General features: G+C 37.6%; 14 protein-coding genes. 8 read left to right on the top strand and 6 right to left on the bottom strand.

Features of this window, described 5'->3' with window-relative positions:
* The first annotated feature begins 210 nt into the window (after positions 1–210).
* The gene (locus J2S08_RS05155; RefSeq protein WP_307227292.1) at positions 211–585 is read left to right on the top strand and encodes a DUF4190 domain-containing protein; all 375 of its coding nucleotides are present in this window, start codon (positions 211–213) and stop codon (positions 583–585) included.
* Positions 586–881: 296 nt separating this feature from the next.
* Here the strand turns inward: J2S08_RS05155 and J2S08_RS05150 are convergent, their stop codons facing one another.
* From J2S08_RS05150 to J2S08_RS05135, 4 genes are all read right to left on the bottom strand, one after another.
* Positions 882–1,376: a DUF402 domain-containing protein gene (locus J2S08_RS05150; protein ID WP_307227290.1), complete on the bottom strand. Its 495-nt coding sequence runs from the start codon at positions 1,374–1,376 to the stop codon at positions 882–884.
* A 75-nt stretch (positions 1,377–1,451) separates the two neighbouring features.
* The gene (gene ispG / locus J2S08_RS05145; protein ID WP_307227354.1) at positions 1,452–2,555 is read right to left on the bottom strand and encodes a flavodoxin-dependent (E)-4-hydroxy-3-methylbut-2-enyl-diphosphate synthase; all 1,104 of its coding nucleotides are present in this window, start codon (positions 2,553–2,555) and stop codon (positions 1,452–1,454) included.
* A 288-nt stretch (positions 2,556–2,843) separates the two neighbouring features.
* Positions 2,844–3,170, bottom strand: a complete 327-nt coding sequence (locus J2S08_RS05140) for a hypothetical protein (RefSeq protein WP_307227288.1) — start codon at positions 3,168–3,170, stop codon at positions 2,844–2,846.
* 669 nt (positions 3,171–3,839) lie between these two features.
* Entirely contained in the window at positions 3,840–4,610 is a 771-nt protein-coding gene (locus J2S08_RS05135) for a DUF1189 domain-containing protein (protein WP_307227286.1), read from the bottom strand.
* Between the two features lie 155 nt (positions 4,611–4,765).
* On the opposite strand from J2S08_RS05135, the gene J2S08_RS05130 reads away from it, so the two are divergent.
* The 4 genes from J2S08_RS05130 to J2S08_RS05115 all read left to right on the top strand — a co-directional run bounded on the left by J2S08_RS05130 (position 4,766) and on the right by J2S08_RS05115 (position 11,163).
* Positions 4,766–6,403 (top strand): Na/Pi cotransporter family protein, encoded by a 1,638-nt coding sequence (locus J2S08_RS05130; protein WP_307227284.1) that lies wholly within the window; start codon positions 4,766–4,768, stop codon positions 6,401–6,403.
* A gap of 620 nt (positions 6,404–7,023) precedes the next feature.
* The gene (locus J2S08_RS05125; protein ID WP_307227283.1) at positions 7,024–7,632 is read left to right on the top strand and encodes a superoxide dismutase; all 609 of its coding nucleotides are present in this window, start codon (positions 7,024–7,026) and stop codon (positions 7,630–7,632) included.
* A 104-nt stretch (positions 7,633–7,736) separates the two neighbouring features.
* Positions 7,737–8,957, top strand: a complete 1,221-nt coding sequence (locus J2S08_RS05120) for an MFS transporter (protein ID WP_307227281.1) — start codon at positions 7,737–7,739, stop codon at positions 8,955–8,957.
* 103 nt (positions 8,958–9,060) lie between these two features.
* Positions 9,061–11,163: a peptidoglycan D,D-transpeptidase FtsI family protein gene (locus J2S08_RS05115; RefSeq protein ID WP_307227279.1), complete on the top strand. Its 2,103-nt coding sequence runs from the start codon at positions 9,061–9,063 to the stop codon at positions 11,161–11,163.
* A 52-nt stretch (positions 11,164–11,215) separates the two neighbouring features.
* Here J2S08_RS05115 and J2S08_RS05110 read toward each other — a convergent pair whose 3' ends face one another.
* The gene (locus J2S08_RS05110) at positions 11,216–11,674 is read right to left on the bottom strand and encodes an endolytic transglycosylase MltG (protein WP_307227278.1); all 459 of its coding nucleotides are present in this window, start codon (positions 11,672–11,674) and stop codon (positions 11,216–11,218) included.
* Positions 11,675–11,704: 30 nt separating this feature from the next.
* Complete coding sequence (locus J2S08_RS05105) at positions 11,705–12,061, bottom strand: hypothetical protein (protein ID WP_307227276.1); 357 nt, start codon at positions 12,059–12,061, stop codon at positions 11,705–11,707.
* A gap of 248 nt (positions 12,062–12,309) precedes the next feature.
* Between J2S08_RS05105 and rpmG the strand changes: the two genes are divergently transcribed.
* From rpmG to J2S08_RS05090, 3 genes are all read left to right on the top strand, one after another.
* Positions 12,310–12,459 carry a 50S ribosomal protein L33 gene (rpmG, locus tag J2S08_RS05100; RefSeq protein WP_307227275.1) on the top strand — a complete coding sequence of 50 codons (150 nt, stop codon included), beginning with the start codon at positions 12,310–12,312 and terminating at the stop codon, positions 12,457–12,459.
* A 292-nt stretch (positions 12,460–12,751) separates the two neighbouring features.
* On the top strand, positions 12,752–13,321 hold the full coding sequence (locus J2S08_RS05095; RefSeq protein ID WP_307227273.1) for a 5-formyltetrahydrofolate cyclo-ligase: 570 nt from the start codon (positions 12,752–12,754) through the stop codon (positions 13,319–13,321).
* 71 nt (positions 13,322–13,392) lie between these two features.
* Positions 13,393–13,572 carry a hypothetical protein gene (locus J2S08_RS05090; RefSeq protein WP_307227271.1) on the top strand — a complete coding sequence of 60 codons (180 nt, stop codon included), beginning with the start codon at positions 13,393–13,395 and terminating at the stop codon, positions 13,570–13,572.
* The last annotated feature ends 175 nt before the right edge of the window (positions 13,573–13,747 follow it).

The following is a 13,747-nucleotide window of genomic DNA, read 5'->3' as shown; positions in this document are numbered from 1 at the left end:
TCTCTTTTAAAAAAGCCACCGATTATTTGTTCATAAAATGAATGTAAGGCTTTGGGCTTTAGCAGACTATTTCATACATAATTAAATTGTAGCATATTTATTGCCTGTTGACGCGAATAGTCAAAAAGGTGTTAAACATTAACATCTTTATTTTACGAAAAAGACGTACACAATAATAACGCTCCCTACTTTTGAAAGTGAGGGGATTGTATGAATAATAACTCGCGTTCTAACAACTCAAAAGAGGACTCGCCTCATCGTAATGAACAAGAAGAACTGAGACGAGATCGGCAATATAATGAAGAAATGGCAACAGAAATGGCACCACCGCCTACTTCCATTCGTGATAACAACGATCGTGAAGAAGTAGGAGACGAAGGCAATGGCCGGGTAATGGGCTATACCGGCTTGGTCATTTCTATCCTTGCCCTCTTTTTTTGGCCAGTATTTTTGGGAGCGATTGGCGTCATCTTAGGGTTCTTTGCTCGCAGAAGAGGTTCGGCCACATTAGGAGTCTCATCAATCGTAATCGGTGCATTTGCATTGATTCTCGGCTTGTTTATTCTCCCTTTTCTTCGAACATAAAATAGCAGAAAGTGTTTTTTTCAAAACTTGGGAGCATTTTGAAAATAACAAGAGGCTGGGGCTGTCCTGTAAGTCAGGTTTACTGCCTTATAGGCAGCCCCTTCTTGTACTGAGTAACAAAATGCATCCCCCGCCTTATATATGAAGCGTAAGAAGCAGAAGCGCTAGAAGGAGATAACTGAAGGATTAAGAAAGCTGTGACAAACAATATATCGAACGAAGAAAAAGTGCTCTTTTTTTAAAAAAATCGGATAAGGGCCCCTTGATTGAAAATTTACTCTATAAAATACATTCTTTTAATTTATATACTGATCGAAAAATCCATCAAATGGGAACTTCTCTTCTTTTATATGATGTAATAAATCATCTAAGGATTTTTGGGCATTTTCACTTATATATTTGGGGTATTTTAACTTAACAGAATTAGTATTGAATTCGTCTTCATCTACAACAGACCAAGTCCCTTCTACATTCCGTATGATATCTAAGTCTAGATCAACAAAGCTTATATGTTGTTTTAAAAATGTAGGCGGCATACAAATATTACAATAATATTCACTTGCACCATTTTCATCAATATCAATATGTACTGTAAACCATTTTTTAAAAGGGAAAAATTCTATTGAGTATGAATGACAATGGTACACCTCTCCATTAGTATGATGTACTAACTTTCTTCCAGGTTCTCCATAGCCAATGATATAATCATCTGTATGTCTTATGATGGAAACAGCCCATTGGTAATGCAGCTTCCCACCATATTTATAGACCAAGACATTTGTTGTCTCCATTTGCTCCTCCATTTCTATGTCATTAAATTTGAACAAAAAACCACAGAAGATGCATTTCTCTCTGTGGTTTTTCGTTTAGGACTGTGCCTCAGCTTCTTCAGCTGCTTTTTTTTGAAAATATTCTTCTGCAAGGATGTCAATTTCTTTTTTCAATTCTTCTACCATAATCTCCTCAGGGACTTTACGCACAATTTTTCCATGGCGGAAAAGCAATCCTTCTCCTCGCGCGCCGGCAATCCCAATATCTGCTTCTCGTGCTTCACCAGGACCATTCACAGCACAGCCGAGCACTGCAACTTTTAATGGGGCTTTGATTTTTTGAATGTATTCTTCTACCTCATTCGCAATGCTGATAAGATCAATTTCAATTCGTCCACATGTAGGACAAGAAATCAATGTTGCGGCATTTGATGAAAGACCAAAAACTTTTAATAATTCTCGCGCAACTTTTACCTCTTCTACTGGGTCAGCACTTAATGATATTCGCAATGTATTGCCAATGCCTTTATTTAAAATAACTCCGAGTCCAGCCGCACTTTTCACCGTTCCTGCAAACAGTGTTCCAGATTCGGTAATTCCAAGGTGAAGTGGATAATCAAATGCTTTTGCTGCTTTTTCATATGCTTCAATTGCCAAAGATACATCAGATGCTTTCATCGACACAATAATATCATGAAAGTCCAAATCTTCTAGTATTTTGATATGATAAAGAGCGCTTTCCACCATGCCGTCCGCAGTAGGATAGCCATATTTTTGAATAATTTTTCTTTCAAGGCTGCCTGCATTAACCCCTATACGAATCGGGATGCCTTTTGCTTTTGCGGCTTTGACTACGGCTTCTACTTTTTCCCTGCTTCCAATATTTCCTGGGTTAATCCTAATCTTATCCGCTCCGCCTTCAATTGCTTTTAAGGCAAGTCTATAGTCAAAATGAATGTCGACAACAAGAGGTATGTTGATTTGTTTTTTAATATCTGCTATTGCATCAGCCGCTCGCACATCAGGGCATGCCACACGGACAATTTGACAGCCCGCTTCTTCTAAGCGTGCTATTTCACGCACAGTTGCCTCGACATCATGTGTTTTTGTTGTTGTCATACTTTGAATAAAAAGTTCATTGCTGCCCCCAATTGTCAAATTTCCGACTTTGACAGGGCGTGTTTTTGAACGATGTATGATTTCACCCACGGGTAGTTCTCTCCTTCTACATGTGAAGTAATGGTTCTTATTTTTAAAAAATAAATGCACCAATAAAGTCGTTATATAGACTAAAACCAATAGACAGCTGAAAAACTTGGTGCAATGCCATTGTTAATACAAATTTTTAAAATTGTTTTCAGCTGCAATGATTGTGTGGTACTTGGATATTTAAGGCTGTTGGGCAACCCTTCATGAGTATTGTATCAATAGTAAGGTTCAATTGACAAGGAAGATGGAGAGAGAGAGGAGCAAAAACAAACAATAACATCAATCTTCTTCATTCAGATAAACTGGAAAATTATAGGTTTTTCCGACTTGAATATCTTCTGGACGCGTCCCTTTATTTAACTGCATAAAATCATTTGTGACTTGAGAAATCGAAGCAGAGAGCGGAGCTTGCTGTAATTGTTCTACAACTGAAAGCACCGTATCCCCAGGTTGAACAGCAATAGCAATGAAAGGAGAGGTTTCTATTTCTGTATTATCCTGCAGTGTTTTATTTGTTGAATGAACTTCCAGCGTTCCATTCGTAATATCATGATAAATGCTATAGCCAATCGTTGCTGTTAGCAGAAAAGCAATGATTTTTTTCATCATAGACACTCCTTACTTTTTTTGTAAAAAAGGCACAGTATTTTTTTACGAGTTCTTTATTTAGTAAAGTCAGGATTTTTCTTTTAAAATAGAAGTGTTGAATGGAAGTGGCTTTTTCTCGCCACAGCTGAGTATTTAAGAGATTAAATTAATGGAGAATGTTTTAGATTAGAGATTCTTCTATTTATACATGCATATGCTTGTCCATTTATGAATATGACAAAAAGGGACTGTTTAATAAGTTCCTAAAATAAAACAGGTGGAGGCGATAATGATATTCGGTCAATAAACCGACGCAATGGGTTTATAACTTGCTCGTTCGGCTTATAGATCAAGTTAGCTGAAGCCAATGAAACCGAAAGGGGCTGATCCCAAAAGCCATAAAAATGACTTTTGAGATCAGCCCCTTCTTCATTAATTGAACTTTTTTATCCCACATCTAACTGGCAGTAAGACCCCCACCTCAAGAGTTAGAGTAATCTAGAAGTCTAGGTGGGGGATAACTGAAAGTTAAATGTCCGATTGGTTCGGGCCGACAGGATGTCGGTCACAAAGGCGTTGCAACAGGACGTTGCGATCTTAGCCTTTGTTCTACTGCTTATCAGTAGGGGATGAGAGAAAACCCCCACTGATGGAAGCTTCACTTTATCAATAAGCTGGAAACATTCTTTACCTCTTGACTTTTGGGCTTGGAATTTCCCGAATGGATAAGTACATCATAATGGTAATAATAAACCAATCTAAATAAAGATGGAAAGGAAAGACAATTTGCATAAATTCCATTATCATAAAAAATACTGTTGATAATGTCATGCAATATGCTGTAATTCGCCAAGCATGACGATATACAAGCTGCTTTGAAAATAATTTTGCTAATAGCAGGGCAAGATAGGAAAAAATAGTAATTTTAAGAAAACCTATACCAGAAACCAAAGTATAAAAAACAATGAAAATAATTGGTATAATAATCCAAATAGCTCCTTTTGCCGAATCGAAAAAAGAAACAATCGTTTCATTCGACATCTCTCCGATGGTTGTATAGGAGAAGGATTGCGTATTAGCTCCGGTAGATGTCACCACTAATTCATTTTTTAATAAGGCGATGACATTTGTTTTTCTTTCCGCAGCTTCTTTTGTCATTGTCCCAGTAGAATCAAAAATAAATGTAATCTTCTCTTTTCGTATTGTTAATGGTTCCTGTAAATCAGAAGTTAACTCTCCATTGCGAATGTAGAAAGGCGGCAGCTCTTCTTCGACAACTTCTCGACCTTCATTTACAATTTCTAATGTTAAAACACCAAAATGATAAACAAATGGGATAACAGAAATGAACATGAGAAAGAAAACATAAAGGATTGTTTTTCCAATTTTTTGATAGCGATATTTTGCAATATCATTAGGTGAATAGAGACTTTTGATAAACTGTTTGAAAATACTCACGATAACACACCCTTTAAATAAACTCCATTTTAATCATAATTGTTTCCATTTGTAAGTCAATGAAAAGATATCGCTTTACTCTTCTCTTGAAATTCATCATAATAAAAGATGTTAAAAAAATCCTGTCGAAAAAAGTTGCTTGGAGGCGAAAGCAAGTGGAACTAGATGTCCAACAAATGCTTTTTCAATTTTTGGGTGGGCTTGGTATTTTTTTGTACGGAATTAATAGGATGGGGGATGGGCTGCAAAAATCTGCAGGCGATAAACTGCGTGATATTTTAGACAGGTTTACGACAAATCCAATTATGGGTGTGTTTGCCGGAGTTGCGGTTACGATACTGATTCAAAGCAGCTCGGCTACAACGGTAATTACGGTCGGTCTTGTTAGTGCAGGGTTTATGACATTGCGACAAGCAATAGGTGTTATTATGGGGGCGAATATTGGAACAACTGTTACTGCATTTATTATCGGCTTCGATATTGGCGCATATTCACTTCCAATTATTGCAATTGGTTCCATTATATTGTTTTTTGTCAAAAATAAAAAGTTGCAACATTTTGGTCAGATCATATTTGGATTTGGCGCTCTTTTTTATGGCCTTGAATTAATGGGAGATGGCATGAGGCCGCTTCACTCTTTGCAGGCATTTAAAGATTTAACGGTTAGTATGAGTGATAAACCTTTATTGGGAGTTGTTATTGGAACAGTTTTTACAGTTATCGTTCAAAGTTCGAGTGCAACGATTGGAATTCTTCAAGGTTTGTATCAACAGCAATTAATTGATTTGAGTGCTGCTCTCCCAGTCTTATTTGGGGATAATATCGGAACTACCATTACCGCGATCATTGCGGCGATTGGAGCCAGTGTCGCAGCAAAGCGGGCGGCTGCTGTTCATGTATTGTTTAACTTAATTGGTTCGATTGTTTTTATTATCGCGTTGGTTCCTTTTACTGCTTTTATTGAATTTTTACAGCGGATTTTCCACCTGGTGCCAGCAATGACGATTGCGTTTGCTCATGGTACATTTAATATAACAAATACTTTGTTGCAATTGCCTTTCATTGGTGTGTTGGCTTTTCTAGCAACAAAGCTTATTCCTGGGGAAGATGCAATCGTTACATATAAACCGAAGCATTTAGATCCAATGTTTATCCACCAATCCCCTTCTATTGCCCTTGGACAAGCAAAAGAAGAAGTGTTTCGCATGGGGGAATTCGCGGTTCAAGGATTAAAGGAATCAAGCTTGTTTTTAACTACGAAACAACAAAAACATGCCGAAATGGCTTATCAACTAGAAGATGCACTCAATAATTTAGATCGAAAAATAACAGACTATCTTATTTTGCTTTCATCAAGTTCTTTGTCCGCTTCAGAATCAACTTTACATAATACGATGTTGGATACTGTTCGTGATATTGAACGAATTGGGGATCATTTTGAAAATATATTAGAACGTGTAGAATACATACAATCTCACAAAGTAAAAATGACAGATCATGCGATGCAGGATCTTAATGAAATGTTTTCTCTCGTCATTGAAACGGTTGAGTATGCTATCGAAGCGCTGGATCAGCAAGATATATTACTGGCGAAGGAAGTAATGGAAAAAGAAAAGTTAATCGATCGGGCAGAAAGAAAGTTGAGAAAACAGCATATCCAACGTTCGACCGAAGGGATGTGTACTGGCCATGCAGGGATTGTTTTTGTTGATATCATTAGTAATTTAGAGAGAATTGGCGATCACGCCTCTAATATTGCGGAAGCTGTTCTTGGTGTCAGGCATATTGATTGACACTCCCACGTCTAAAGCCACAAGTAGACTAACGTCTGTGGGATCCTTGCTACCAGAGACCGAGTGCATTTCTACTACGGTTGACGTGCAAGGTTGCGGTGTGTCATCCAGTGCATATAGCAGATACGGGACTCGTTCTGTTACCAAACGAGTTAGCTTATTGCGTGTTCTAAATATTTTCACGTCTTGTTCTTGATGACACATATCGTTTTACAGATAGCGTGAGTTCGGCTATCCAACCTCATACTATATCCAGGTTTTCAATGAACACAAAGGCGTTTTAGCGTTTTTGACATGACGGGTGTTAGGGACTGTATCCTTATCCTATTTAAAATATAGCACATTTTCAGACAATTGCTAATCCCGTGTCTAAAGACAGGCTAATGCCCTTTATGGGCTTTCTCGTTCGGAAAATCTGTCACTAGAAAAAGTGAGAGATGCAAATTTGAATCCCGCAAAATTTTTAGATGCATAGGAGTTTGACATTCAAAAAATAAGATGGAAGGAGGACAAATCATTTGCTTGGTTTGTTCAATTTTGATACTGTAGATAGTGAAAAATACTGAATCACGCTTGATTCAGACGTTTCGATAAAAATATAAAGCAGGGAGGAACATTTAATGGCATTTGAATTACCGCAATTGCCTTATGCATATGAGGCATTAGAACCACATTTTGATAAAGAGACGATGAATATTCATCACACAAAACATCACAATACTTACGTAACCAACTTAAATGCAGCACTTCAAGGACACGATGAGCTGCTAAATAAATCTGTTGAAGAAGTAATTGCAGATTTAGATGCGGTTCCTGAATCCGCTCGTACTGCTGTTCGCAATAATGGCGGCGGACATGCAAACCATTCATTCTTCTGGACTATTTTATCTCCTAATGGCGGCGGCGAACCAACTGGTGAGCTTGCTCATGCAATCAACGAAAAATTCGGCAGCTTTGACAAATTTAAAGAAGCATTTGCTGCTGCGGGAGCTACTCGTTTTGGTTCTGGTTGGGCTTGGCTCGTTTTAAACAATGGCGAATTAGAAATCATGAGTACTCCAAACCAAGATTCTCCTATTATGGAAGGAAAAACACCGCTTGTCGGCTTAGATGTGTGGGAGCATGCGTATTACTTAAAATATCAAAATCGCCGTCCTGACTATATCGCAGCTTTCTGGAACGTTGTCAACTGGGATGAAGTTGCAAAACGCTATGCTGCGAATAAATAAAGAAATGATACGAGACGAATTGCCAATTAAGGCAATTCGTCTTTTTATGTATAAACAGAGTCCTTTTTCAAACGATAAGAAAGAATGAAAAAGGGGAGTTCATCATGACGATTTTAAGAAAATGGCTAGGAGAGATTGAGCAAACAAAAGGCTTAGGTTTATTGTTATTAATTGGTGGATTGTATGCTTTCAGTATTGCGCTTTCTAATACATTCGTCAATATTTATTTATGGAAGCAATCGGAAAATTTTTTAGATTTGGCAATTTATAACTTAACCATTGTTATTTTTCACCCGCTTACCTTTATTCTTGCAGGCAGGTGGGCTAAAATCATTGACAGAGTCATTGTTTTGCGCATTGGCGTCATTTTTTTGACGCTGTTTTATTTATCTGTTTTGTTGGTTGGTACACATGCTTCACAGTTTTTAATTGTGCTAGGAGCTTTGCTAGGGATCGGCTACGGTTTCTATTGGTTGGCTTTTAATGTACTTACTTTTGAGATTACGGAGCCGGAAACGAGAGATTTTTTTAATGGTTTTCTTGGTACATTAACTTCTGTAGGTGGAATGATTGGACCAATTTTAGCAGGTTTTATTATTTCAAGATTTGCTTCTAACACTGGTTACACGATCATTTTCGCCCTCTCACTAGTGCTATTTGCCGCTGCAGTGTTATGCAGCTTCTTTCTCAAGAGAAGAGGAGCGGATGGGAAATACTGTTTTTGGGATATTTTAAAAGAAAGGAAAAGAAACGCCAATTGGCGCTATGTGACAACTGCTCATTTTTTTCAAGGCTTGCGTGAAGGAAGTTTTTCTTTTGTTATTGCCGTCCTTGTCTTTCTTTCAACGGGGAGTGAATTATCGCTTGGGACATATGGGCTCGTTCATTCAGCTGTAGCATTTATTTTCTATTTATTGGCTGCAACATATATTCATAAAAAAACAAGAAAGAAAGCAATTTTGTTTGGAGCGCTTCTTTTATATGCAGCTATATTCATGATTATTTTTGAATTAACGTATACGCGCTTTTTGCTGTATGGCGTCATGATTGCCATCGCATACCCCATTTTTTTGGTTCCTTATACTTCGATTACGTATGATGTGATCGGCAAAGGGTGGAAAGCAGCAGAAATGCGCATTGAGTACATTGTTGTTCGAGAAATGTTTTTAAATCTTGGCAGAATTATCTCCGTTCTCACATTTATCGTTTCCTTTTCCTTTTTTCATGAAGAGAAAAGCATCCCTATATTTTTGCTTATCACAGGCATTGGCCATATCATCGCGTTTTTATTCATTCGCAAAATTCATTTACCATCTGTTTGTTAACATTTGTTCAATAAAGATGCAGCTGCGTCCTTCTATCTATAGAAAAATACTTTCTTTTCTTTTACAATAGGAAAAGAAGGTTTTATAGGAAGGACTGTCTGCATTGAAAAAAAGCAAAAAAAAGAAAAAAAACCATGTGCCATTTAGGATGAACATGCTGTTTTTTGTTGTATTTATTTTGTTTTCATTGTTAGTGCTGCGCCTTGGTGTTGTCCAAATTGTAAAAGGCGAAGATTATAAACGACGTGTTGAGCGAACAGAAGATACAACCGTAAATATCCCAGTGCCGAGAGGAGAAATCTTTGATCGAAATGGGAAGCTCGTAGTTGGCAATTCACCATTGAACGCAATTACGTATACGAGGCCAAATAACATTAAAGCTGAGGATATCAGAAAAGTTGCAGAAGATTTGTCAAAATATATTACACTTGAAACGGATAAAATTACAGAAAGAGATAAAAAAGATTATTGGCTGCTCATCAATCCGGAGGAAGCCAAGAAGAAAATGACAGCTAAAGAAGAGCAGAAGCTAAAAGATCAAGACTTAAAAACGGGAGAAATTTATAAAATCAAAGCGGATCGCGTGACCGAGGAAGAAATCAATACTTTAACGGAAGAGGATTTAAAGGTGTTGGCCATCTATCGTGAATTTAATAGCGGCTACCCGTTAACACCGCAAATTGTCAAAAATAAAGATGTAACGGCAGAAGAATTTGCAATCGTAAGCGAACATCTCGATGACCTTCCTGGTGTGGATGTCACGACAGACTGGGATCGCTACCATCCGTTTGAGAAAACATTACAGACTATTTTAGGAAGTGTGTCGTCTTCAAAGGAAGGTTTGCCGAGAGAAATGGTCGATTATTATTTAGCACGCGAATACAATCGCAATGATCGGGTTGGAAAAAGCTACCTTGAGCGGCAATATGAAGATGTACTGCATGGACAAAAAGAAAAAGTGAAAAACGTCACGAAGTCTGGAGATGTATTAAGCACTGAAGTTGTCCATGAAGGAAAAAAAGGCAAAGACCTTGTTTTAACGATTGATATGGATTTGCAAATTGAGGTCGAAAAAATCATTGAAGAAGAATTATTGAATGCGAAAAGCAAAGGATCAGCTCCATTTCTAGATCGTGCATTCGTTGTTTTAATGGATCCGTATACGGGAGAAATATTAACCCTTGCCGGTAAGCAGTATGCATACAATGAAGAAACAGGAAAAATGGAATTTTTCGACTTTGCGACTGGGAATTTTACGACCTCGTATGCAATTGGTTCCTCGGTAAAGGGTGCCACGATCTTAACTGGTTTTATGACCGGTGGAATTAAGCCGCGCGATGTGATCGTTGACCAAGCGATGAATATTAAAGGAACACCAACAAAGAGTTCTTTGTTTAACAAAGGAGCTGCATACTCTTTAACGGATTTAGAAGCGCTTGAGCGTTCCTCCAACGTGTATATGTATCAAACAGCGATCCGCATCGGAAAAGGCCAATACAGACCAGGACTTTCTTTAAAAGTCGAAGAAGACACACTGACAGTCATGCGTTCTTATTTTAACGATTTTGGCCTTGGTACATCTACTGGTCTTGATCTCCCAGGAGAACAGACAGGTTTTCGCGGGCCATATGATATCGGGAAAATCCTTGATTTTTCGATTGGCCAATATGATACGTATACCCCGCTGCAATTAGCGCAGTATATAGCAACGATCGCCAACGGCGGCAATCGGATGCAGGCGCACCTTGTAAAGGAAATCCGGGAACCGACGAACTCAAAAGATGAGCTTGGCCCAATTGTGCAAGAAATCAGTCCTAAAGTGTTAAATCGCCTTGATGCTCCCGATGAATGGGTGGAGCGTGTTCAAGACGGACTGCGCCGTGTCGTTACTGGTTCAAATGGAACAGCAAGAAATTGGTTTAAAAAAGAAGTCTACAACAATCCAGCTGGCAAAACTGGAACGGCAGAAGCATTTTACGATGGCCCGAAAAAAGACCAGTATAAAGGACTAGTAGAAACGAATAACTTAACCTTTGCTGGCTATGCCCCATACGATCAGCCAGAAGTTGCGATTTCGGTGGTTGTGCCATGGGCTTACCAAGGGAGAAATAATAATCGCATCAATCAACATATTTCTGAAAGGGTGCTGGAAGCGTATTTTACGCGCGGCAACTTAGGACAGGAACAGGTAGAAGAAGCAGAATAAACTTAATTAAAAACGGGAGCTATTACGGCTCCCGTTTTTGCTAAGAAATAAATTATTCCGCTTTTTTGCCAATAATCATATCAGCTATTTCCTCCATGCTCATCTCACTAGTCAGCTCATATTCACCGATTTGAATTTTGTGATGGTAATTCTTTTCCCCAAGAAACGTATTAAATGCATCCGCATCTTCGATTATTTTTGCTTTCGCCAACAGCTCACTAATATCCGATGAATTCATTCCTTTTGTTATCAGGAGGTGATATTTAAAAACACTTGTGATTTCATCTTCTTTTTCTAATTTATCCTGCTCCTTCGCTAACGCTTCATATTTTCCCTTCCACTCATTCACCTGTTTTTTTAATGACTTGATCTCTTTTTGTGCAGAAGTTTGAATGGCTGGGTCTTTCATATCGGCTGGTTTTTTTTCAAAAAAATATTGATAACTTAATAAGACAATGACAGAAAATAGAATTCCTGCCCCAAATGCTCTCATAGCCGTTTTCTTCATCATTTAACGCTCACTTTCTAATCAGCTTATTGTTCACTGCTCATATGCATCGAGAATTTGTGTCACTTCCGCAAGTGATAAGGATGATTGTTTTGCAATTTGTTCATAGTCTAACCCTTGGTGATATAAAGCAATGACTTGATTTATTAATATTTGATTGATTTCTTTTTTTTCTCTACGGGAAGCTCCTTTCAAAAAAATTGGATCATCTAATAGGAGCTCTTCCTCTAATACTTTCATTCTTTTTTTTAATTGATAGTTTTCTTCTAAAAATTTTAGCGATAATTCCTCCAGTTCATTCTCAATCACTTGCACTCGATTTTTTTGCAGAAAAGAAAGCAAAAAGCATAAAATAGCAATACTTATTAATACGATAATGACTGTGTTCATGTTTTTCACCTCGAAGTATATTAGGTATCTTATTTATAGCATAAAGATACAATATCTTCTAGGTAATCTTGAGCAAGCGTTTTGGCCTAATGAGGTTATGGAGTGCATGGCGCTTGTCTATGCCAATGATTTGCTCTTATCTTGCAGTACAGAAGTGATGAAAACAGACTAGCATTTACTAAATAAAAATGCTATCATAGAAAAGTCGTATGTGAAGTTTAATAAAGCTACAGTTTGGAGGGAAAGACATGCGTGTGAATATTACATTAGCGTGCACAGAATGTGGTGAGCGTAACTATATTTCAACAAAAAACAAACGTAATAACCCAGATCGCCTTGAGTTCAAAAAATATTGTCCAAGAGAAAAACACGTGACATTACATCGCGAAACGAAGTAATAAGGTCGATAAAAAGCCAGGATGCTTGTTATTACTGCTCCTGGCAAGACCTGCACTTGCTTTTTTTAATGAACTTAACTAAGTCCTAAATGAACACCAAAACGAGATTAATTATCAGATTAATAAGAATAGTTAATCGATGGAGTTAAATATAAGATTTAATGTATGATAGTGATGGTAGGACATGTTTTTGAAAAAATAAGGAGGAAAACCGTTTGCCAAAGTAACATAATAGGGAAAGCTAGACTAGATAGAATATTTCCTTATAAGTGGTTGGCAACGGCTGATACTGATGAAAAAAATAGATTTGCGTAATGAGATGAAAGAGAAATTAGCTGCTCTTGAACAGCCTGAATATGAACAATATTCTTATATGATTGCAAATCAGCTTTTTAAACAGTCAATGTGGATGGATGCGGAAACGATTGGTATTACGATCTCTCGGAAGCCGGAAGTTGATACGTGGCAAATTATTCGCAAAGGCTGGGAGTTGGGGAAACGGATCGTTGTTCCGAAATGCGAGCCATCTACAAAGGAGATGACTTTTCGCGTTTTGACTGCATTTACTCAGCTAGAAAAGATTTATTATCATTTATTTGAACCAATTGAAAAAGAAACAGAGGCTGTTGCTCAGAAAGAAATTGATCTATTGCTTGTTCCTGGCTTGCTTTTTTGTCAGAATGGATTTCGGATCGGTTTTGGAGGCGGTTATTATGATCGATATTTAACCACCTTTACTGGAAAGACAGCTTCTTTAGCATTTTCTTTTCAAGTCGTGGAAAAGCTTCCTGTTGAAGACCATGATATCCCTGTACAAACAATTATGACAGAAAAATCGATTCTTTATCCTACATCTAATTAGATGAAAATAATTTATTATAGCTGGATAAATTCCTTTTTGTTTCACAAACTAGTGACAGGAGGGATGACATCATGAGAAACAGCTGGACAAAATGGATCATATTAATCTTATTTCTCTCCACTGTTTATCGATATCGTTATCGTATATTAAACAGTGTATTAGGTTTTTACTGGTTAAGAAATATCGCAGTTAGGGCAGCGATGGCGATTCCAGGGATGAGAAATTTATTGATATCGAGAACATTTGGCTAATCTTTGTCGTACAATGAAGAACGTTGACCATTTAGTTAGTTTTTTAAGCACACACGAAACAACCTGCTGCATCAGGTCGTTTCGTGTGTGCTTTTCTAGCCATGGTTAGTGATGCAATTTTCTACAGTATTCCTAAAAAGTTAGCAGACGTTCCTCTTTACAGTGATTGTTAAGT

Source organism: Bacillus chungangensis (assembly GCF_030812995.1).
Classification (GTDB): Bacteria; Bacillota; Bacilli; order Bacillales; family Bacillaceae_C; genus Bacillus_CF; species Bacillus_CF chungangensis.
Note: the sequence above shows the minus strand (reverse complement) of the source record. Positions and strands in the feature narration are given on the sequence as shown.

Bases quoted from the DNA above. Each gene is read 5' to 3' on its own strand.
- J2S08_RS05155 (WP_307227292.1), top strand. From the start codon at position 211: ATGAATAATAACTCGCGTTCTAACAACTCAAAAGAGGACTCGCCTCAT.
- J2S08_RS05125 (WP_307227283.1), top strand. From the start codon at position 7,024: ATGGCATTTGAATTACCGCAATTGCCTTATGCATATGAGGCATTAGAA.
- J2S08_RS05105 (WP_307227276.1), bottom strand. From the start codon at position 12,061: ATGAACACAGTCATTATCGTATTAATAAGTATTGCTATTTTATGCTTT.
- J2S08_RS05150 (WP_307227290.1), bottom strand. From the start codon at position 1,376: ATGGAGACAACAAATGTCTTGGTCTATAAATATGGTGGGAAGCTGCAT.
- J2S08_RS05095 (WP_307227273.1), top strand. From the start codon at position 12,752: ATGAAAAAAATAGATTTGCGTAATGAGATGAAAGAGAAATTAGCTGCT.
- J2S08_RS05140 (WP_307227288.1), bottom strand. From the start codon at position 3,170: ATGAAAAAAATCATTGCTTTTCTGCTAACAGCAACGATTGGCTATAGC.
- J2S08_RS05120 (WP_307227281.1), top strand. From the start codon at position 7,737: ATGACGATTTTAAGAAAATGGCTAGGAGAGATTGAGCAAACAAAAGGC.
- J2S08_RS05110 (WP_307227278.1), bottom strand. From the start codon at position 11,674: ATGATGAAGAAAACGGCTATGAGAGCATTTGGGGCAGGAATTCTATTT.
- rpmG (WP_307227275.1), top strand. From the start codon at position 12,310: ATGCGTGTGAATATTACATTAGCGTGCACAGAATGTGGTGAGCGTAAC.
- J2S08_RS05090 (WP_307227271.1), top strand. From the start codon at position 13,393: ATGAGAAACAGCTGGACAAAATGGATCATATTAATCTTATTTCTCTCC.